This is a genomic window from Arenibacter antarcticus, from assembly GCF_041320605.1.
GTDB lineage: Bacteria > Bacteroidota > Bacteroidia > Flavobacteriales > Flavobacteriaceae > Arenibacter > Arenibacter antarcticus.
The window spans coordinates 1,815,191-1,836,727 of the sequence record NZ_CP166679.1 but is presented as its reverse complement, the minus strand read 5'-3'; the positions used below and the strand labels follow the sequence as shown (position 1 = coordinate 1,836,727).

At 39.3% G+C, this 21,537-nt stretch carries 20 protein-coding genes; 9 read left to right on the top strand and 11 right to left on the bottom strand.

Features of this window, described 5'->3' with window-relative positions; genetic code table 11:
* Positions 1-92: 92 nt before the first annotated feature.
* Complete coding sequence (locus tag KCTC52924_RS07560) at positions 93-1,049, bottom strand: DUF4382 domain-containing protein (RefSeq protein ID WP_251806115.1); 957 nt, start codon at positions 1,047-1,049, stop codon at positions 93-95.
* A gap of 290 nt (positions 1,050-1,339) precedes the next feature.
* Here KCTC52924_RS07560 and KCTC52924_RS07555 point away from each other — a divergent pair, with 290 nt between their 5' ends.
* Positions 1,340-1,681: a hypothetical protein gene (locus KCTC52924_RS07555; protein WP_251806114.1), complete on the top strand. Its 342-nt coding sequence runs from the start codon at positions 1,340-1,342 to the stop codon at positions 1,679-1,681.
* A gap of 23 nt (positions 1,682-1,704) precedes the next feature.
* Here KCTC52924_RS07555 and KCTC52924_RS07550 read toward each other — a convergent pair whose 3' ends face one another.
* The 4 genes from KCTC52924_RS07550 to KCTC52924_RS07535 all read right to left on the bottom strand — a co-directional run bounded on the left by KCTC52924_RS07550 (position 1,705) and on the right by KCTC52924_RS07535 (position 7,659).
* Complete coding sequence (locus KCTC52924_RS07550; protein ID WP_370671526.1) at positions 1,705-4,131, bottom strand: TonB-dependent receptor plug domain-containing protein; 2,427 nt, start codon at positions 4,129-4,131, stop codon at positions 1,705-1,707.
* Positions 4,115-4,855: a DNA repair protein RecO gene (gene recO / locus KCTC52924_RS07545; protein ID WP_370671525.1), complete on the bottom strand. Its 741-nt coding sequence runs from the start codon at positions 4,853-4,855 to the stop codon at positions 4,115-4,117. The genes KCTC52924_RS07550 and recO overlap by 17 nt, the downstream gene beginning before the upstream one ends.
* Before the next feature lie 191 nt (positions 4,856-5,046).
* The gene (gene gdhA, locus KCTC52924_RS07540; RefSeq protein ID WP_251806112.1) at positions 5,047-6,396 is read right to left on the bottom strand and encodes an NADP-specific glutamate dehydrogenase; all 1,350 of its coding nucleotides are present in this window, start codon (positions 6,394-6,396) and stop codon (positions 5,047-5,049) included.
* 105 nt (positions 6,397-6,501) lie between these two features.
* A complete protein-coding gene (locus KCTC52924_RS07535; protein ID WP_251806111.1) occupies positions 6,502-7,659 on the bottom strand; it encodes a cystathionine gamma-synthase in 1,158 nt (385 codons plus the stop codon).
* 90 nt (positions 7,660-7,749) lie between these two features.
* Between KCTC52924_RS07535 and KCTC52924_RS07530 the strand changes: the two genes are divergently transcribed.
* Positions 7,750-8,493 carry a DUF3298 and DUF4163 domain-containing protein gene (locus KCTC52924_RS07530; RefSeq protein ID WP_251806110.1) on the top strand — a complete coding sequence of 248 codons (744 nt, stop codon included), beginning with the start codon at positions 7,750-7,752 and terminating at the stop codon, positions 8,491-8,493.
* 33 nt (positions 8,494-8,526) lie between these two features.
* Here KCTC52924_RS07530 and KCTC52924_RS07525 read toward each other — a convergent pair whose 3' ends face one another.
* Positions 8,527-8,991, bottom strand: coding sequence for a DinB family protein (locus KCTC52924_RS07525; RefSeq protein ID WP_251806109.1), 465 nt, complete (start codon positions 8,989-8,991; stop codon positions 8,527-8,529).
* 111 nt (positions 8,992-9,102) lie between these two features.
* On the opposite strand from KCTC52924_RS07525, the gene KCTC52924_RS07520 reads away from it, so the two are divergent.
* Complete coding sequence (locus KCTC52924_RS07520) at positions 9,103-9,456, top strand: arsenate reductase family protein (RefSeq protein ID WP_251806108.1); 354 nt, start codon at positions 9,103-9,105, stop codon at positions 9,454-9,456.
* Positions 9,453-10,346, top strand: coding sequence for a DMT family transporter (locus KCTC52924_RS07515; RefSeq protein ID WP_251806107.1), 894 nt, complete (start codon positions 9,453-9,455; stop codon positions 10,344-10,346). Before KCTC52924_RS07520 ends, KCTC52924_RS07515 begins: the two co-directional genes overlap by 4 nt.
* Here KCTC52924_RS07515 and KCTC52924_RS07510 read toward each other — a convergent pair.
* Positions 10,330-10,806 (bottom strand): thioesterase family protein, encoded by a 477-nt coding sequence (locus KCTC52924_RS07510; protein WP_251806106.1) that lies wholly within the window; start codon positions 10,804-10,806, stop codon positions 10,330-10,332. The two genes, KCTC52924_RS07515 and KCTC52924_RS07510, sit on opposite strands and share 17 nt — an antisense overlap.
* 140 nt (positions 10,807-10,946) lie before the next feature.
* Here KCTC52924_RS07510 and KCTC52924_RS07505 point away from each other — a divergent pair, with 140 nt between their 5' ends.
* The 3 genes from KCTC52924_RS07505 to KCTC52924_RS07495 are packed head-to-tail and all read left to right on the top strand — an operon-like array spanning position 10,947 to position 13,417.
* Complete coding sequence (locus KCTC52924_RS07505) at positions 10,947-11,921, top strand: nitronate monooxygenase family protein (protein WP_251806105.1); 975 nt, start codon at positions 10,947-10,949, stop codon at positions 11,919-11,921.
* A 9-nt stretch (positions 11,922-11,930) separates the two neighbouring features.
* Positions 11,931-12,893: a YheT family hydrolase gene (locus KCTC52924_RS07500; protein WP_251806104.1), complete on the top strand. Its 963-nt coding sequence runs from the start codon at positions 11,931-11,933 to the stop codon at positions 12,891-12,893.
* A 44-nt stretch (positions 12,894-12,937) separates the two neighbouring features.
* On the top strand, positions 12,938-13,417 hold the full coding sequence (locus KCTC52924_RS07495; protein WP_251806103.1) for a cytochrome c: 480 nt from the start codon (positions 12,938-12,940) through the stop codon (positions 13,415-13,417).
* A gap of 125 nt (positions 13,418-13,542) precedes the next feature.
* On the opposite strand, the gene KCTC52924_RS07490 is transcribed toward KCTC52924_RS07495, so the two are convergent.
* Positions 13,543-15,078 carry a SulP family inorganic anion transporter gene (locus tag KCTC52924_RS07490; protein WP_251806102.1) on the bottom strand — a complete coding sequence of 512 codons (1,536 nt, stop codon included), beginning with the start codon at positions 15,076-15,078 and terminating at the stop codon, positions 13,543-13,545.
* A gap of 83 nt (positions 15,079-15,161) precedes the next feature.
* Positions 15,162-16,130, bottom strand: coding sequence for a phytanoyl-CoA dioxygenase family protein (locus KCTC52924_RS07485; protein ID WP_251806101.1), 969 nt, complete (start codon positions 16,128-16,130; stop codon positions 15,162-15,164).
* Between the two features lie 363 nt (positions 16,131-16,493).
* On the opposite strand from KCTC52924_RS07485, the gene KCTC52924_RS07480 reads away from it, so the two are divergent.
* Positions 16,494-17,348: an AraC family transcriptional regulator gene (locus KCTC52924_RS07480; RefSeq protein ID WP_251806100.1), complete on the top strand. Its 855-nt coding sequence runs from the start codon at positions 16,494-16,496 to the stop codon at positions 17,346-17,348.
* A 95-nt stretch (positions 17,349-17,443) separates the two neighbouring features.
* On the opposite strand, the gene KCTC52924_RS07475 is transcribed toward KCTC52924_RS07480, so the two are convergent.
* Positions 17,444-18,370, bottom strand: a complete 927-nt coding sequence (locus tag KCTC52924_RS07475; protein ID WP_251806099.1) for a nicotinic acid mononucleotide adenyltransferase — start codon at positions 18,368-18,370, stop codon at positions 17,444-17,446.
* Between the two features lie 372 nt (positions 18,371-18,742).
* Here KCTC52924_RS07475 and KCTC52924_RS07470 point away from each other — a divergent pair, with 372 nt between their 5' ends.
* The gene (locus KCTC52924_RS07470; RefSeq protein ID WP_251806457.1) at positions 18,743-19,744 is read left to right on the top strand and encodes an NAD(P)H-dependent glycerol-3-phosphate dehydrogenase; all 1,002 of its coding nucleotides are present in this window, start codon (positions 18,743-18,745) and stop codon (positions 19,742-19,744) included.
* A gap of 50 nt (positions 19,745-19,794) precedes the next feature.
* On the opposite strand, the gene KCTC52924_RS07465 is transcribed toward KCTC52924_RS07470, so the two are convergent.
* A complete protein-coding gene (locus tag KCTC52924_RS07465) occupies positions 19,795-21,462 on the bottom strand; it encodes a glycerol-3-phosphate dehydrogenase/oxidase (protein WP_251806098.1) in 1,668 nt (555 codons plus the stop codon).
* Between the last annotated feature and the right edge of the window lie 75 nt (positions 21,463-21,537).

The following is a 21,537-nucleotide window of genomic DNA, read 5'->3' as shown; positions in this document are numbered from 1 at the left end:
AATTTTCCCGCTTGTAATAGGGTGAAATGTAAAAAAAGAGGCCGTCTCCTAGACAGCCTCTCTTAAAACAATTAATGGAAGATAATTTAGTATTACTTAGATCCAATAATGGTAACATTGGCACTTAATTTTAGGGTAGAAGTAACGCTAATAGCTCCTACATTTATGCCTGTGGCCGACTCCACTTCCAATAAGGAATTAAAATATAACCCGCTTTCTTGATCCTCTTTATAGGAAGCAAAGATAAGCTCATATTCTCCCTCTTTTAGGAAGTCTAAACTATAAGACCCACTAAGTCCCTTTACCTCTGCACTGGTTACTGCGTTAGCAAAAGTTACACTACTTTCTCCTTTACCTTTAGACTCAACATCAGCGTTGAAAGTTCCCTTCTTATAGGCATAAACAATAATTTTGTCCGAAGTGTTTTTAGAATCGTTCACAGTTCCAGAAATCTTTCCCGTAAGCTCGGCGTTTACAGTTCTAATTCCGGCAGAAAGCTCGGTCATAGTCACAAAGTTAAAGTCGCTGGTAAAGTTGCTTTTCTCGTCCCTGATCGTTTTTCTAAGATCAAAATCCACAACAATAACATTTTTGGATTGGGCAAGAACCTCAAAGGTATCGTTAATACTTATTTTGTTGGAAGACGCAACCAAAGCATCCTTTTCTCCATTTGCCTTTTTCACATAGCAACCAGGAGAATTACCAGCTACATCCTTTTCAAAATCCAATTCAAATACGATATTGGAGTAGGATCTTGCCTGTAAGTCCAAATTACCCAATACTTCTGTTTTACCATCAACCAAAGCAGCCAAATTTATTGTGGTAGCACTAAATCCTTCCAAAGATTTTCCGTCCACCGAAACATTGGCAATAGTCACAAAAACAGCTTTTACATCGGCATTATCAATGGGGGCATCTGTAATTTCAAAACTTGTATTGTACGATTCTCCCTCCATGGCCGAATCATCACTTTTATCACATGATACCATTGCCATTACAGCTATTAACATCAATCCTGAATTCTTAAAATAATTGCTCCTTACGTTCATAATAATTTAGTTTGAATATTTGCCTATAGAACACCTCAGCCTAGTTTCACCCTACCCTAAAAATGTTAAAAATGAAGTTTATACCACTACTGCGCTGATTAGCAATGACATACGAATTAGCGTTTTATGACCCCCACGCTCTTGTATAGTTGAGTATTACGTACAGAACATCTTATGTTGATTTGAGACGTTTTCGAAACCATCTTACCCTAAACAAAGTCAAATGGTCCACACCCCCCGTTTTTACGTATATTAAACCAATAAAGAATTGAACCATGAAAATCAGAATTATGAAAAAAGTAGTATTGAGTTTTATTATAATGATGGCACTAAGTTTTTCCTTTACGTCTTGTAGGGAAGTAAACGACAAGGCTAAAACTGCTGCAGAGGAGACCAATGAGGCGTTATTGGAAGTAGGCGAGGATTTAAAAAAGGCAGGCAATGATGTTGTAAAGGCCGCAAAAGAAGCAGGGGAAGAACTTAAAGAAGTTAGCGAAGAGGCATTAGAAAAAGCGGATAAAACCGCAGATAGTGCTAAAAAGACGGTGAATGAAATTGGTGAGGACGCTAAAAAGGCAGCAAATAAGGTGGCCGATAAAGCTAAGGAATTGCAAGAGAAGGTTAAAGAATAGTTTTTTACAAAGCGTTAAAGACGCTAAAATGTATACGCTGCACCCATTATTAAGTTAATTCCAGGAGCTACGATTCCTGAGGAATAGGAACGATATCTTTGATCCGTCATATTCTCTAGGTGCAGCATTATTTTTAATGGCTGGGAAATCTGATATTGGGAACGAAGGTTTAACGTATACCAAGCCGGAGAATAGGGATTACCATTGGCATCCTGCGCGTAGATATAGCTCTTACTCCTTTCCGAAATCGCCATATCTCCATTAGAAATTTCACCGTTAAAATTCACAAATAGATCGGTTTTTAATTTTTGGTTCTTCCAAACCAGATGGACATCCCCAAAAGTTGGCGCCACATGTCTTCCCGGGGAATGTGACCCATCATCCTCCTCTTCTTCTCCCTCGGTTATGGTAAAGTTGGAAGAAAGGGAAAGGTTTTCGGTCAAATACGCTTCAAGTCCAAGCTCAAAGCCATAGACATAGGCCATTGCAGCGTTCTGTACGGCCTGCACCCTACTGATTTCTCCGTTGTACTCTATTTCACTATTCCCATTAAATTGGTAATCGCGTCGCACCAGTGCATCTACTAGATAAGTATAAAATGCAGCACCTTTAAAGGTAAATCGATCACTAAAGTTTTTTTGGATCCCCATTTCAATATTATAGGCATACTCTGGTTCCAAATCGGGATTAGGCACTACCACAGCCCCTGGTTCGGAATCAAAAATCTTACCAATATCATCTATATTTGGCGCCCGAAACCCGGTAGAACCATTAAGGGTAAGCTGAAGATCGGTTTTGGGAAACCAACTAAATCCAATGCTACCAGTTAAGGCACCGGTACTTAAATCGGCATTTTTGAAAGGAAAAGGGTGAAACGTATTGTCAAAAATAGCATCTATCCAAACATGACTATAGCGCAAGCCCGAGGAAAGGGTGAAATTAGGCTTTGCCTTTAGCTCCCCACTTATGTACCCCGCCAAAGTCTGCCAACTAGACCCGTCAGGATATCTTGAAGCCGACGCTATAGTACTATAATTGTCAAGATCTAATTGACTGCCTTGGGATCCAATTTTATTGTACACATACTCACTTCCATAATACAACCGAAAATTGCCCATTCTTTTATTTTCGAAGTCCACATTGGCGCTTAAAGCATCTACATTTTCTTGAGTAGCATATCGGATAGCATCCTGAAATCCACGATCGTTCCTACTCTCTTTAAAATTTTGGTAGGCAGTAGTTATCTTTAGTCCGTCATAGAATTTACCTTGGCCATTCTGATAAAACTGAAGGTTCCCCATAAACCATTTTTGAGGGCCGTAATACCATTCTGCCGAACGCAGCCCTGCTCCATCCTTAGAAGGTCTAATAAGACGGTCATACCTAGCATAATCAGAAGTTTCGGAATAAAATAAGCCCAGATTGATATCCCAATTATTGTTGGGTTTGTACGCCAGCTTCTGCATTAAATTAATTTGATCGTAGGCCGTAGGATGCTGCACCTTGGGTTCCTTGTTTTGTTCCACAAAATCTTCTCCATTTCGAGTAACTACGAGCTTGTCCCGTAGATATGAAGTGGGACCGTGGGAACCCATTCTAAGATCCTCAAAACTATTATAGGTAAGGCTAGAGAAAAAGGCCCATTTTTTTTTGCCAAGATTAAAATCCACATGAAAAGTATTTTCATTGTTGGCCGAGGAGTATCTGTAATTTCCACTCCCCAAAACTAACAAGCTGTCCTTTGTTGAAAATTGCGGATTTTGGGTATAAAAATTCATCACTCCTCCAATGGCATCAGACCCGTAAATCACCGATCCAGGCCCAAATATAACTTCGGTATTTCGAATGGTAAAAGGGTCCAAAGAGATAATATTTTGCACATTTCCACTCCTGAATATGGCGTTGTTCATACGCACCCCATCAACGGAAATCAACAACCTATTTGTCGCGAAACCCCGTATCATGGGACTACCGCCTCCAAGTTGACTCTTCTGCACAAAGACTTTCCCGCTATTACTTAATAGGTCTGCCGAAGTTTGTGGTGCCGTAAATGCAATATTTTGGGCGTTTATCACCGCTATTTTTTGAGGAATATCTTTCCGTTGTTGTTCCCATTTGGAAATGGACATTACCACCCCATCCAATTGCTCAGCGTTCAATGACAGATATAGTACTCCCTTCTTAACTAGGTGTGTCTTTGTAGCCTTTGTAATCTGATAGCCGATATGCCTAAAGGTTATACGCTCATTCAAATTAAATTGGGTGAGATCACATTTCCCATCAAAGTCGGACAAGGCAGTTTTGGATCTATCGGAATTATAAACCATAACATTGACGATGGGCTGATGATCATCCTCGTCCAAAATTATAATTTCCTGCCCCCAAGCACCGTAAAAAAGAAAAAAAACAATGGTAACTACAGTCCTTTGCATATTAACTAAACACTTCATTTAACACCGCTATCGTTTTTGGTTTTTTAAACCCCTGTAAATGTAGCTCATAATAAAGCACAAGGTTTTTTAAGAGATTCTTTCGGTCGTTTTTACCGAGTTTGATCCCTTCTAAGCTATCAAAATTTGTGCCCAAGAGGCTTTTAAAATAAAATAATTCCCTTCCCTCCAAAATTGGGTTTAATGAAGGTACTTTCACAAACTCCCCTTCCAATAGATCAAAGCAAGGGAAATCCGTATTTTTCACATCGGGATAAAACCCCAAATACTTGCTTAGGGTCAATAAAAAATACAGGTGAAAATTCGCATGTTCATTATTGCTATCCAACCATTGCAAAGAGGCTTGAATAAAATTAAAAAGGGCTTCGTTCGACTCCTCCTCATGAATGCTGTTCGCAATCATTTCAGCCAAAAAAAAGCTCAGTGCATTTTTTGCAATTTGGGTATGTAAGCTCTGGTAATGATAACTTAGCCTAACCTCCTTCAAGTGTTCCAAGGTTCCTTTATCCCTATGCACAGCAACAACTTCTAACTGCGCCAAGGGTTGAAAATACGCGGCTTTCAACTTACCTTTTTTAGAGGCAAGAACACCTTTTAACATATAGGTCCGCATCCCACTGGAAAGCGTATACATCTTAACGATCAGGCTAGATTCCCCATATTTTATGGATGTTAAAACAATGGCCTTCGTAGTAATCTGCATGGTATATATTTTCTCGTTCAAAGATAAATTTATCCTTCCAGATGAACTTATAAATTATTCGGATAAAACAAGATTCTTATCCCCTTTATGACCTGTACTTCGTATAGATGTACAGCCTTTTCCTTAAATATTTATAAAAAAGGGACCGAAATAGCTATAAATGCCACTTCGGTCCCAAATATACCTTAAGACTTATATTTTTTTTACAAATCTTAGATTACACCTTGAGCAAGCATTGCATCGGCAACTTTCATAAAACCGGCAATATTGGCCCCTTTTACGTAGTTACAGTACCCATCTTCACCACGCCCGTATTCTATACAAGAAGCGTGTATATCGCCCATTATTATTTGCAATCTTCTATCTACCTCTTCACGGGTCCAACTTAGTCGCAATGAGTTTTGGGACATTTCCAGACCAGAGGTCGACACCCCTCCTGCATTGGCAGCTTTACCAGGACCAAATAAGATCCTAGCTTCCAAGAATAAATCTACAGCCTCCGGTGTGGAAGGCATATTGGCACCTTCAGCCACACATATACAACCGTTTTCCAAAAGTTGTTTTGCATCTTCTTCATGTAGCTCATTTTGAGTGGCACATGGCAATGCAATATCACATTTTACCTTCCAAGGAGTTTCACCTTCTATATATTCCGCTGATGGATATTGCTCTACATATTCGGAGATCCTTCCACGCTTATTGTTTTTAAGGTCCATCACAAAGGCCAACTTTTCAGTATCTATTCCGTCTTTATCATAAATATAGCCTCCTGAATCTGAAAGAGTATGCACCTTGCCGCCCAATTCCAGTACTTTTTCTGCCGCATACTGTGCCACATTTCCGGAACCTGAAATAACTACGGTTTTATCCTTAATGGTTTGCTTTATCTCGCGAAGCATACTTTGTACGAAATACACAGTACCATAACCTGTAGATTCTGGCCGTATTTTAGACCCTCCATATGAAAGGCCTTTCCCAGTTAGTACACCGGTAAATTCATTTCTTATTTTTTTATACATCCCAAATAGGAAACCTACCTCTCTTGCTCCCACCCCTATATCTCCAGCTGGGACATCGGTATGCTGTCCAATATGCCTACAAAGTTCTGCCATAAAAGCTTGACAAAAACGCATAACTTCTCCATCCGATTTTCCTTTAGGATCAAAATCCGCACCTCCTTTACCACCACCCAAAGGCAAAGTAGTTAAGCTATTTTTAAACACCTGTTCAAAGGCAAGAAACTTTAAAACACTAGCATTTACGGTAGGGTGAAATCTTAGACCTCCTTTATAAGGACCTAAGGCCGAGTTCATCTGTACTCGGTATCCCCTGTTAACATTTATTTCTCCTTGATCATCTACCCATGCCACCCTAAAATAAATTAAGCGTTCCGGTTCTACCATCCTTAGAAGTAAGTTTTTACCACCATACTTTTCGTTCCCAGGTAGGAAAATAAAAGGTATAATAGTTTCCGCTACTTCTTGAACCGCTTGTATGAATTCTGGTTGATGACCATTACGAGCCTTAACCTCGTCCATAAATGCATTAATTCTTTCTTCCATAAAAAAATATTGTCAGTTTACTATTCTTAAGTTAATATTGAATTTGATGACAAAAATACGGTATTTATCATGTTTATCAATCAATTTTATCGCTTTTTAAAGAATTCATTGCTGAATCGCCTGTTTCAGATCTTCAATTAAGTCGTCTACATCCTCTATTCCAACACTAAGTCGAATTAAGGAGTCTACCACACCACTTTTCTCCCGCTCTTCCTTAGGGATGCTGGCATGAGTCATGCTTGCCGGATGTCCGGCCAAACTCTCTACTCCCCCCAGTGATTCTGCCAAGGTAAAAACTTCTAATTTTTCCACTATTTTTATTGCAGTGTTATAATCTGCACCTTTGGGAACAAAGGAAATCATTCCCCCAAAATCTTTCATCTGATTTTTTGCCACCTCATGGTTGGGGTGATCCGCAAATCCGGGCCAGTATACTTTTTCAATTTTCGGATGCTTGGATAAATATTCCGCTATGGCCCTTCCATTCTCACAATGTCTTTGCATTCGCACGTGCAGTGTCTTTATTCCCCTCAACACCAAAAAGCTGTCCATAGGTCCGCATACAGCCCCACTAGCATTCTGGATAAAATAAAGCTGATCTGCCAATTCCTTATCCTTAACCACCAAAGCTCCCAACACTACATCGCTATGTCCTCCCAGATATTTAGTAGCCGAATGCATAACGATATCGGCACCAAGATCTAGCGGTAATTGTAAATAAGGCGTAGCAAAAGTATTATCTACCGCAAACCAAATTCCATGCTTTCTTGCCAATTGAGAAACCGCCTTAATATCTATAATATTCATCATGGGATTGGATGGCGTCTCTACCCATATCAATTTTGTATTCTTGTTAATTCGCTCTTCAATGGCTGCTGCATTCTGCATCCCTACAAAATGGAAAACTATCCCATATTGCTCAAAGATTCTCTTAAAAAGACGATAACTACCTCCATACAGGTCATTGGTAGAAACTACCTCATCTCCGGGTTTCAATAATTTTAAAACAGCATCAATAGCGGCCAGTCCACTACCAAAAGCAAGTCCATAATTTCCATTTTCTATACTAGCCAAAGCATTTTCCAAAGCTGTTCTAGTGGGGTTGGCACTTCTGGAGTACCCAAAGCCCTTATGTCCGCCAGGTGTGGTTTGAGCATAAGTAGAGGTTTGATATATAGGAGGCATTACAGCTCCGTAGGCCTTGTCAGGAAACTGACCGCCATGTATCGTTTTGCTGTTGAATTTTAATGCTTTCTTGCCCATAATTAAAATTTATATATACAAATGTACCTTTATCTTTCGGAGATTACAATGATATTGTAGCTTTGCCTCATTCTAAAACTGCTATCTAATATGACGAAATTTTTATCTTGCTTATTGGTTTTAACAATGGTATGGAACTGTAAAGATGAAGAGCAACTTGCATTTGAACCTCTAGAATTTAACTCGGAAAGCTGTTCGGGTTGCCCAAAAGTTTCCATTGCTATCCCAAAGGCACTTAACAAAGACACCTTAAGTACTACCATCAACAATGCACTCCAAGAGGAGATTATATCCCTACTAATTTATGACGACGAAATAGAGGCTAGCACCATCGAGGAGGCAATTGTATCCTTTACCAATGGTTTTTTAGAATTGAAAGAATTATATCCAGATGAACCAGTAGGATGGGAAGCGCAAATAGAGGGAAAAATCACCTATGAGGACCAAAGCCTTCTAACCATTCAGCTAACCTCCTATTCCTTTACCGGGGGAGCACATGGATTTTCTACGAGCCGTTTTTTAAATTTTGACAAGCAAAAAGCCATAGAACTGGATAATACGCAATTGTTTAAGGGCGAAGAAGATTTTACCGATTACGCCGAAAACAAATTTAGGATCCAAGAAAAAATTCCCCAGGGCACATCGATCAATTCCACTGGGTTTATGTTTGAGGGGGATGAGTTTTACCTCCCCTTTAATATCGGATTTACCGAAATGGGGCTACAGTTAATTTATGAACAATACGAGGTGGCTTCCTATGCAGAGGGTCCAATAACCTTAACCCTACCTTATTCGGAAATAAAATCTTTTTTAAACTTTGATCTGGAGCCCTAGTGACAAGTCAAAACTGAAATGAATCGCTACTCCCTACGCTCTTTTTAAGGCTTTAAGTAACGATAGGATAGTGCCCAGATGAATTCCCTCGTGGTACACATTGAACATAATGGCATCTTCCACCGTCCTAAGGGTTACATTAACGCTGGTTGTATATTCTTCATATCCTGAAAAGACTCCGTTTTCATAATCTTGTTGAGCCCATTCCGCAGTGGCCAACAGCAGGCCGCTAATTTGGTTTAATTCCTCTTCTGTTGCCGTGCCATCAGGAACCGTCCCTTTTTTAAAAGTATCTACCAACGCGGAATCTACACGCATTGGCTGCCCACTTAATTTATAGACCAACAGTTGCTGGGTAACCACCACATGGGCAATATTCCACCATATATTATTCCGGTATCCGTCTGGAATCCGCAACAACATCTCCTTTGGGGTTTCCGTTAAAAATTTATACAGTATTTTTCTATTTTGCAGGGTAATGTTGAATGCGTTCTCCAATGCGTTTATTTTTCTGAGTTACTAGTTACAATTGCCCTAAAAGTAGTACAATTCAATGAAAATGGGTTTCTTTGTAGGTATATTTTCTATTAATTGAAAGGAAGCCAAAAAATGAAAAAGATTTATTACCTGAGCACATGTGATACCTGTAAACGGATATTGAAAGAATTGGAACCCAATACGGAATTTGAGCTTCAAGATATAAAGGCCGAAGCCATTACCCCTGAACAACTTGAAGAAATGGCCCTTTTGGCAGGAAGTTATGAAAATCTGTTCAGCAAGCGAGCCCGACTCTATAACGAGCGAAATTTAAAAGAGCAAAACCTTTCGGAATCAGATTATAAAAACTTGATTTTGGAGCATTATACGTTTCTAAAACGGCCTGTAATTTTGACAGACAACCATATTTTTGTTGGTAATAGTAAAGCGGAAATTGCCGCCGCCAAGGCCAAAATAAATTCGTGAGTAAACGGAACCTCGCATTCCTAGCCGCATTTGGCGCTGCTACCATTTATGGAATTAACCACACCATTGCGAAAGGAGCAATGCCTCATTATGTACAGCCCTATGGATTTATATTCCTCCGCCTTCTCGGGGCTACCCTATTATTTTGGGGCATTTCATTTTTTGGCCCCAAGGAAAAGCTAAAAAAAGAAGATTGGAGAAGGATTCTTGTATGTGCCGTGTTCGGGATGGCTATTAACATGCTCTCCTTTTTTAAGGGATTGGCATTGTCTACCCCGATCAACAGCGCTGTTCTCATTACTATTACCCCTATCCTGGTTGTAGTATTATCTGCCTTTCTGATCAAAGAAAAAATATCGTTACAAAGGGGAGCTGGTGTGTTTTTAGGTCTTATAGGTGCTTTGGCGCTAATCTTATTTGGCGCGAAAAGCAGAAGTGATGCCAGCAATATTCCCTTGGGGAACCTTCTTTTTATTGTAAATGCCACCTCCTATGGTCTGTACCTTATCCTTGTGAAAAAACTATTGGAAAAATACCATCCATTTACGTTGATGAAGTGGTTGTTTACTATTGGTCTCCTTATCACCCTTCCCATTACCTACCCCGAGTTTTCCATGATAAAATGGCAAGAATTGCCCACAGACATTATTGGCGCTATAACCTTTGTCATTATAGGGACTACTTTTTTAACCTACTTGTTCAATGTATTTGCACTTACCCAACTAAAGGCTTCTACGGTAGGTGTTTTCATGTACCTACAGCCATTGATCGGAATTGTATTCGCTATGGCAATGGGAAAGGACCACCTTAGCCTAATTAAGGTGATCGCCATTGTTTTGGTGCTGATTGGGGTGTATTTTGCAAGTAAAAAACCTAGGCTAGGTCCTTAGGCCGCACCGCAAATTTACGGGTATCTTCCCTAGTCAAAACCTTAAACTCATCCCCTTTGGGTATCTCGTTAAACATCCCTAAAAACTCTTCCCCCAACCCAATGAGGCTCCTAGTTGTTAAATCTATCCAAGCCCCCATAATCTGACAATGGGCAAAATTTCTCCCCTTTGTGTCATAAAAGTTGTGATGGAATTCAAAAAACATTCCGTCCTCACTTAATCCCATTACCTCCAAGGATACCTTAACTGGCTTCCCTAAAAAGGCTTCTTTAAAATAATAGACATGTTCGTGGAATACTACCGGTCCAATATTATGGGTGGCCATGGTCTGCTGATTAAACCCCATTTCCAATAAAAAGGCCATTCGGGTATGGCTCATAAAATTTATATAAGCAGAATTGGCCATATGACCATTGGCATCCACATCACTCCAACGAATTTCGAAATCTTTTATAAACATCCTTATATTATTTAGTACTTTTGAAAATGTTATGCATGCATAACATTTTCAAAAGTAGCACAGTTTTGGAGAAAAATTCCTTTTTTACTTACAAATCTTAAGTGCCAGCATTAAATCAATTTCGTAAAATACAAATCCATATGAGCAACAAAGCAGCTTTCATTAAAGATCTTTCCCTACCTGCAGTAGCGGCCCCCATGTTTCTGATATCGGGACCCCAACTGGTTATAGAGTGTTGTAAAAACGGAATTGTAGGGACATTTCCCGCACTAAATCAACGTACCACCGAAGGTTTTGAGGAATGGGTGATAGCGATTAAAACGGCACTAAACGACTTTGAGAAGGAAACTGGAAAAAAAACAGCTCCTTTTGGTGTAAACTTAATTGTACATCCTACCAACCCCAGGCTGGAGGCCGATTTAAAAATATGCATTAAACACAAGGTTCCTTTAATAATCACCTCTTTGGGAGCAGTTGCCCAATTAGTCGATGCCGTGCACAGCTATGGCGGATTGGTATTCCATGATATTATTAAGAAGCGCCATGCCGAGAAAGCGGCAGAAGCAGGGGTAGATGGATTGATCCTGGTGGCAGCAGGAGCGGGCGGACATGCAGGCACCATCAACCCCATTTCCCTAGTGGCTGAAATTAAGAAATTTTACAATAAGACTATTTTGCTCTCTGGATGTCTCAGCACTGGGAGAGATATCGCTACTGCACTTCAAATGGGTGCAGACTTGGCGTATATGGGGACTCGTTTTATCAACACCAAGGAAAGCAAAGCCCCTGAAGAGTACCGGAAAATGATTATTGATTCTGGAGCGGATGACGTGGTCTATACCGCAGCCATCTCCGGAGTACATGCCAATTTCCTAGGTGCCAGTTTAAAAGCAGCGGGAATTACCGAAGCTGATTTAAAAAAAGATATGAAAATAGACTTTGGAAAGGAATTAAATACTGAGGCCAAGGCGTGGAAAACCATCTGGTCTGCCGGACAGGGAGTCACTACTATAAATAATGTTCCCACCGTATCCGAATTGATAGGCACCTTAAAATCGGAATTCAAATCTTCTATAGAAGAACAAACAAAACTCTTGGAAACCTATCCAAAATAATATGTACCCATGCCAATCGTAACTTCAACCTACAACCCACCCTTCCCATTTAGAAATGGGCATTTATCCACTATCTATTCAGGGATAATTAGAAAGGTAAAAGGCTTAGTTCAAGAAAGGGAAAGATTAGAACTCTCAGATGGGGACTTTATGGATTTAGATTGGAGCCATGCCATTAGTCCTACCTCCAAGGTGGTTATTTTATTGCACGGACTGGAAGGAAATGCACAGCGCCCGTATATAACAGGTGCCGCCAAATATTTCACAAAACAGGGGATTGATGCCTGCGCCGTTAATTTTAGGGGCTGCAGTGGTAGTACAAATCGCTTATTTAGATCCTATCATTCCGGAGCTACCGAGGATTTGGAGCAGGTAGTAGACCATATCCTACAAAAGGAAAAATACGATCAGGTTTTTCTAAATGGATTTAGTCTTGGCGGCAATATGGCTCTGAAATATTTGGGGGAAGGGCGCAGCCTACCCAAGGAAATCAAAGCTGCTATAGTCATCTCTGCACCCTGTCAATTACACAGCTCCCTAGAGCAACTCTTAAAACCTAAAAACATGCTGTACGCCAATCGATTTAAAGCCCGATTGGTTGAGAAATTACGGGCGAAAAAAATACTTTTCCCCAACAAACTAAGCGATGGGGAGATCGCCAGAATAAACACTCTAAAGGATTTTGACGACATATACACCAGTAGGGCACATGGATTTTTGGATGCAATGGATTATTATAAAAAAAGCAGCTCCTTGCAATTCCTAAAAACCATAAACATTCCTACTTTGATTATCAATGCACAAAACGATTCCTTTTTGGGAGACCTATGCTTTCCACATAAGGAGGCACAAGCAAATAATTTCCTGTATTTTGAATCACCTAATTATGGGGGACATGTAGGATTCTACGATCGCAATAACATTACGTATACCGAAAAAAGAGCATTAAATTTCATTGAAGAGCAACAATAAAATAATCTATTTCTTATCTTAGTGCATTAATTATAAAAAAAAAGATGAAAAAACTATTGATCCCATTTGCTATAGTTGGGTTATTGATGAGCTGTGGCGAAAAAAAAGAAGAGAAAAAAGGAGGTTTTGAAATGAACCGAACCAAAAAGGAGGTTAAATCGGCACCTGTAAGCGAAGGTGTACCGGTAGACATGGACAATAAAGGTGTTGGCCCCATTAAATCTGTTTCTTTTGCGGACGCAATAGACGCTGATATGGCAGCAAAGGGTCAAAAAATCTTTAGTACTATTTGTGTGGCCTGTCATATGGCAGAACAGAGAATGATTGGACCAGCGTTAAAAGGAGTGTTTGAAAGAAGAAGTCCTGAATGGGTAATGAACATGATCTTAAATCCTGACGGAATGCTTAAAGAAGATCCTATTGCTAAGGCACTTCTAAAGGAATACAACAATGCCATTATGCTAAATCAGAACTTATCTGAAGAGGATGCAAGGGCAGTTTCCGAATATTTAAGAACAATGTAAAATTAAACAGTATTAATAAAAAACGCTGGTTGGAAACTTTGGTTACCGACCAGCGTTTTTTGCTACTATAAAGCCTTGCCGTCTCTACTTGGTAAGCCTTTAATTTTTTTGATAAGGTACAATCCTTATTTACTGATCATTACTCTATAAGTAGGGTCTTCTATGATATTCACCTCAATAACACTTTCCGCATTTGTCAATAGCTTTAAGCAATCGGGGCTCAAATATCTCAAGTGTAATGTTTTACCTTCTTTTTGATATTTTGCAGTGATTTTATTCAGGGCATCTATAGCCGACATATCTACCACCTTACTTTCCTTAAAGTCAATAACAACCTCATCGGGGTCGCTTTCCACATCAAATTTTTCGATAAATGTAGCGGTGGAACCAAAGAAAAGCGGGCCGTATATTTCATAATGCTTAACCCCATTTTCGTCTATATGTTTTCTTGCCCTAATACGTTTAGCGCTTTCCCAGGCGAATACCAAGGAAGAAATGATTACCCCAATCAATACTGCCAAAGCCAGATTGTGCAATACAACGGTAACCACAGCAACTAATATCAAAACAAAAATGTCATGTTTAGGCATCTTGTTGATTACTCTAAAACTTATCCACTCAAAAGTTCCTATGGCAACGACCATCATCACTCCCACCAGAGCAGCCATCGGAATTTGTTCAATTACAGGTCCACCAAATAAAATAATCAGCAATATGGTAAGTGCACCTATAATAGCAGAAAGCCTTGCTCTTGCTCCAGAACCGACATTTACCAAAGTTTGAGCTACCATAGCACATCCTCCCATTCCACCAAAAAATCCGTTGGTAATATTCGCTATACCTTGTGCGGCAGCTTCTCTATTTGATTGCCCCCTAGTATTGGTAATCTCGTCTACCATATTAAGCGTTAAAAGGGATTCAATAAGTCCAACACCTGCCATGACCAATGCATATGGAAAAATAACCATCAGGGTCTCAAAATTAAAAGGAATTTCTGGGATATGGAATGATGGCAACGAGCCACTTACCGAAGCAATATCAAATACTTTTTTGGTGTCTATGTCAAAGAAAAAGACAACTCCAAATACAACCAATATGGCTACTAATGAAGCAGGAACAGCTTTAGTGATCTTTGGCAATATGGCAACAATTGCAATGGTTAAGAGGGTTAAGCCTGCCATTACATATAATGCAGAACCTTCCATCCAACCATCAATACCGTTTTCCGATGTTTTAAATTGAGCTACCTGTGCCATAAAAATAATCACTGCAAGTCCATTTAAAAAACCAAACATTACAGGTTGCGGAATTAGGCGAACAAATTTCCCCAATTTAAACAGACCAACCAATAATTGGAGCACTCCAGCTAAGGCGACAGCTGCAAACAGATACTCTACACCATGAGAATTGGCCAATGCGATTAAAACAACAACCGTAGCACCAGCTCCACCAGAAACCATCCCTGGTCTTCCACCAAAAATCGCGGTCACGATACCCATTAAGAAAGCTGCATAAAGTCCCGTTAAAGGCGACAATCCCGCTAAAATAGCGAAGGAAAGAGACTCTGGTATCATTGTCATTGCCACCGTGAGCCCTGCTAAAATTTCAGTTTTATAATTTACTTTCTGACTAAAATCAAAAAGGTTTAAGTACTTCTTCACGTTTGCGTTTTTGAGGGTGCAAAAGTACTTCTTTTTCTTGTTTTAAGGAGCATTATAACACTAAAATTCAGGCTACTGTATGATTACCACAAATTTAAACCCAATAGTTTTTCCCCTAACTTACTCAATTCTGCAGTAGGATATTTCAATTGCTCCCAATTTCTTGGATCTCCAGGAAAAGCATAACCTTCAGGTGCCACTCTATTTTTCCAAGAATTTATTCTCCATTCCCGCAACGTTTTATTGTTTTCCTCTGCGGGCATCATGGAAATATATTGCGCAATCCGCACCTTATCCTCACTTAGATTGGGCCTAATTCCGTGCGGCTGCGTACTATTAAAGATCAATAGATCCCCGACCTTCATTTTAACTTTTACAATTTTGCCCTGTAAATTGCTAACGTCTGGCTGAAAACGATCCCTATCTACTGGCTGTGTTAATTTCCAAGTATCGTAATTGCGGTATAACCATGGGATACATTGAAATCCTCCCATATTTTCATCTGTTTGGTCGGATAAAGCCAAAACACCCTGTACATTTTGAGGCTTTGTCTCCGGATCATAATCCCAATGTATAAACCCTTTTTGTTCATAGCCTGGTCTATTTGGAAAATTTAGGTTGGCACGATCAATGGTCACCCACAATTTTTCGGTGCCCCAGATATCTACAAAAGCATCATAAATCCTTTGCTGTTGTCTATTGTTCCACAACAATTGATTATTATATACTTCTACCATTCCCGTCCCCGTTAACTCCTTCATCTTCATTTCGGCTCGCGGAGCCGCATACCAACTCTCAGGCTTGTCAGGATCCTTCTCTTCAAATTCCCATAAAAATTGGGCCGTTTCCTGTGCCTGGGCCTTAGTAATAGCATTATTGATCACAATATATCCGTTCTGCACCCAAAATTGCCAGTCGGCCTCACTAAGCACCCGCAAGCTAGAGTCGTTCTCCCTATCGTTTAATTTAATACTACTGGTCGTAGCCGTGGACGGATTACCCGGGATATTATCATGGTACTTATTACCCGTTTCCATGTTAGATTTTTTCATATGAAATATTTATTGATTTTTAACGGTCATACTTCAACTGCGCCTACCTCCGGTAAGTAAACTCCAGTACAGTTAGGTAAACCTACCTACGGCAGGTAAACTTGCCTGACGGCAGTCAGGTTCGCAAATCTTCATTCGTATTTGCGATCAGATTTCAATCGTGCTTATTTCATAATAACTGATTTGGAATAAGGGCTGTTTACATTTTTTTCAAAAAAGAAATGCTACATTACCTAATAGGCCTACGTAAATGTAATAATCACCTAAAATGGAAACCACCTTGATATTGACCATAATTTGAATTATATTGACTTCATAAGCAGTGTTAATCTAGCTTCCTGAGCAATTTTGTCATAAAGCGGTATGAAAATTCAACTTGAAAAAATAGGGTCCAGTGAAGAAAGGTCATTTTATTTATTGCATCATCCCAGGTTGAACGACCTGTTTTATTGGCATTTTCACCCAGAATACGAATTGGTCTATATAGAGGGGGCAAGCGGAACCCGCCACGTGGGCACCCACATCTCTCCCTATAAGGAAAGCGACCTTGTATTGATAGGCTCCAATATTCCCCATTTAAATTTTGATTATGGAGTAAAATCAGATTATAAAAAAGAGGTCTTACATCTAAAACCGAATTTTAAAAACAAGGTTTTCAAGGAAATGCCAGAGTTCTCCAAAATTTATGAGCTCCTAGAAAGGTCCCAACATGGATTAGTTTTTCACGGTAATACAAAGGCCGACATCGGAAAAAGAATTCAAGAGTTATTTGGAATGCCCACATTCCAACAATTTTTGGAAGTGCTTCATATTTTAAGCATTTTGGCTGATAGCGAGGAATATCAACTTTTACATCCCGATCCGGTAATTAACAATTACTCTAAAAAGGAACAGGAGCGATTGGGAAAGGTGTATGCATTTGTAGACGATAACTACCAACACAAAATAAGCCTGGACCAAGTGGCCCACCTATGCAATCTGGAGAAATCAGCTTTTTGCAGGTATTTTAAAAAGGCAACCGGCAATACCTTTATTCATTTTCTAAACCAATATCGGATAAGTCGGGCCAAGCGCTTACTGCTTATGGGCAAAAATGTTAGCGAGACTTGTTTTGAATCTGGTTTTGAAAGTCTCTCCTATTTTAATAGAATCTTTAAAAAATTAACGGATCAAAATCCCTCAGATTTTAAAAGAAATATTCAAAAGACAACAATGTAAAAACCGCCCCTAATAAAACATAGGGACGGTTCTCATTAACCAACCAAAAACTTCATCAAAATTTCATCTCCAATATTGGAGATAAAATGCTCATTTTAATTCTTTCTTTTTACCGACACATTCATAGTTGTATTTGTAGATTTCCTCCTTTTTTTACCTGTTGGTGAGCTGCCAGATTTTAGGTAAGTGATAAATCCCCTCCCCTTAAAAGTGTACACGGTACCGCTACCGGTGTGGTATAGTTCCAAGGTGCTATCATTTATTACGTACAGCTCAAAATAATCACTGCCCATAAAATCATAATCTAGGGTTACGGCTTTAACCAGATCATTGTTGGGAATATTAAAAACCTCATAACCCCCTTTGTAATCCCAAAGTACCTTATTTAAAGCAATTCCATTAGCGTCCAATGAGGAACGGAACCCATTACCATTCCCATCGGCAAAAAACTGTAAATAATTTTCATCATCAAATTCGTTTATCGCTCCTTCTACACTAGTGCTCACTTTTTCCCATAGATCATATTCCTGAAGATAATATTGAAGATTATCGTAAAAAACCTTGTCATAATTAAAGTTGTTTCTTTGGTAGCCCCTTAAAAAATATGAAGTATCGCTATTGGCATCGTAGATTTCTATGGTATTATTATTTACGACAAACACCTCCAAGCCCCATAAACCTTCTACATCGTGATCTATATTTAACCAACCCTTGGCAGTGTTAAAAAACCCGACTTGGATCCCAAAACCATTCCCTGTTTTCCCAAAACCGGCCAAATTGTTGTTCGCATACATGGTTCCCTCATTAAAAGATACCGTAAATGCACGTTGAAGAAAGGGTACCTCTCCTTTTCCTTCGGTAGCGTTTATATCTACATACCACAATTCATAAGACTGCATTAAATTTCTTAAATTTGGGCCTGCTTCCAGTACATAATCATCCTCAACAATAACTTCCGTATAACAACTTGTGACCAAGGTTCCCATTAATACTATTAAGAATACTAATTTTAATGTTTTCATAAGTTTGCATTTTTCGGTTATCAAAGTTGTTTAAACCAATCATCGTGCCGTTTTTTGCAATTACTTGATTTATAGTTGTTTCCATGTTCGTGAATTTTAATATTTTCGTTAGTCCCAAAATAATACAAGCGGCTTACTAATGAATTTTAACACCCATTATACCGTGCAACTCCTTTGAAACTCCAAAAATCCGTCCTACATTGCCGGCCTTTAAAACAAAAATTTCGGGAAGGATAACTATTTCTATTTGTTATTAGGACGTGTGTTCCGATAAATCGGAATAAACAATTGAGTCCCGTTTTATTTCTTTTGTAGCGACCTTGTGTTGGTCTAATGAAATGGGGCAAGAAAAAAAAAGATACTTTTATGACGATGAAGAATGATATGAAATTTGCTGTATTGGGAGGGGGAAGCTGGGCTACGGCCATTGTAAAAATGCTGACCGAAAATACGGATGTGGTGCAGTGGTATATGCGAAATACAGATGCCATTGAACACATTAGGACTCAAGGACACAACCCTAATTACCTAAGCTCCGTAGAATTTCGGACGGAACAATTAATGCTTACCGATGATATTAATGTAGCTATTTCCAATGCAGACGTCCTTATTTTCGCCATTCCTTCCGCCTTTTTGGATTCGGAGTTAAAAGAATTGACTACAGACATTAAGGACAAGATTGTTTTTTCTGCCATTAAGGGAATTGTCCCGGAAACTAATTTAATTGTAGGGGAACATTTTAATATCAACTATAATATCCCCTTCGAAAATATAGGTGTAATTACAGGGCCCTGCCATGCTGAGGAAGTAGCCTTAGAGCGACTCTCCTATTTAACCATTGCCTGTGCAGACACCGAAAAGGCACAATTGGTAGCCAAGCATTTAAGTAGTGATTATATTAAGACCAAAATATCAGATGATATTATAGGTACGGAATATGCTGCCATGTTAAAAAATATTTATGCCATAGCAGCCGGAATTGCTCACGGTCTTGGGTATGGAGACAATTTTCAAAGTGTATTGATGAGCAATGCCATTAGGGAAATGAAACGCTATATAAAGCGTGTGCACAAAATGAAACGCAACATCAACAACTCGGCTTATCTGGGCGATCTCTTGGTAACTGGGTATTCCGTTTTTAGCCGCAACCGTATGTTCGGCAACATGATCGGGAAAGGATACACAGTAAAAAGCGCCATGATGGAAATGAAAATGGTTGCCGAGGGGTACTACGCCACTAAAAGTGCCCATTTAATTATTTCCAAACACAAGAAACAGTCGAAAACCCCAATCCTAACTGCGGTATACGAGGTTCTTTATGAGCATAAAAACCCCAAGATAGTTTTCAAGGAATTGACTGATAAATTGGATTAATCCTAGCGGTAATTATAAGTAAAATAACTTATAACACCAGAGTTAGCAACTTAATCTCGGCTCAAGGAAAAATTGGAATGTTCCTCTATTTCTAGTTTCAGGGTTTTTCTATAATGGTCAATAATGTCCTTATCCAGCTTATAAATCTGCCGAAATTCTTCCAGTATGGGGTCCATTAGTTTTTTCACACTTTCAATATCAAAATAGAGTCGGCCTGTTCTTCTGATAAAAAAATCCATAGGAGTACTTACCATTTCATGATCAATTGTAAAATGCAATTCGGCCTTGGCCATACCTACAACATGGTCATTGTCTTTCTGCTTGTCATATTCTGCCAAAATAGTTTCCGTCTGTTTTCCATAATTAGTTACCAAATACCAAGCATAATATGCTGTAAAACCATCAGGAGCCAGCCTTTCATGTATTTGTGAAATATATTTTTCAACCTGTTTGTATTTCTTAAAATCGTTCCCACATAATGGAATTTCAATCGTGGTACATTCTTCTATTTTAATGTCAAAATCTTCCACCATCCTTTTCGCCACCCTATTCACTACTCTTTCCGCCATTTTTCTGTAGCCTGTGAGTTTACCTCCAGCAATACTAATTAATCCGGAATCGGAGGTAAAAATCTCATCCTTTCTGGAGAGTTCGGAAGCTGATTTCCCTTCTTCATGGATCAGGGGCCGCAATCCTGCCCATGAGGAAATTATATCATCTAGTCCCAAATTAATTTTCGGAAACATATTGTTTACAGCGGAAATTAAATAAATGGCATCTGCCATATTAACCCTTACCCTATCCTTATTTTCATTGAAATTGGTATCTGTAGTGCCCACATAGGTGACTTTACCTCTAGGGATGGCAAACATCATCCTACCGTCCGGAATATCAAAATAAACCGATTGTTTTACAGGTAACTTTTCATAAGGGAAAACCAAGTGAACCCCTTTTGTAAGATGTAGCCGCTTGCCTTTTTGGGAATTATTGAGCGCCCTAAGCTCGTCTACCCACGGCCCTGCTGCACTGATCACATATTTGGATCTTATTTTAAACTCACTAGTGCCAATATGATCTATCACCTTAACCCCTGCAACTTTATCATTGTCATAAATAAACTGGGAAACTTCGGCATAATTAATGGCAGTAGCCCCGTACTGTAGGCTAGTCTTTATAGTTTCCAAAGTCAATCGGGCATCATCGGTACGGTACTCCGCATAATACCCAGCACCTTTAAGAATTTTTTTAGGCAAAAGCGGCTCCAACTTTAGGGCTTCCTTCTTTTCCAACATTTTTCGCTTATCATCCCCAGATACTTGAGCTAGGATATCGTATACTTTCAAACCAATAGAAGTAAGCCATTTTCCGTAGGATCCATTTTCTATCAGTGGCAACAACATTTTCTCTGGCAATACCAAATGCGGCGCTAATTTGTGCACAATGGCACGTTCCGACCCCACTTCCTTTACCAACCAAAAATCGAACTGCTTTAGGTAACGCAACCCCCCATGTATCAATTTAGTAGATTTGCTACTGGTTCCTGAGGCAAAGTCGTACTTTTCTACCAAGGCCACTTTTAGTCCTCTGGCGGCAGCGTCTAGCGCAATTCCTCCTCCTGTTATCCCACCACCCACAACTACAAGATCAAAAGTCTCTTCTTTTAGTTTTGCAATAGCATTTTGCCTATCCAAATTGGAAAATCGTATGTTTCTTTTCATCTTTCTTAAATTATTCCGTGGGGGAATAAAGAAATTGCTCTTTGATCCTTAGTCCTTTAAAGATATAGTTTTGCA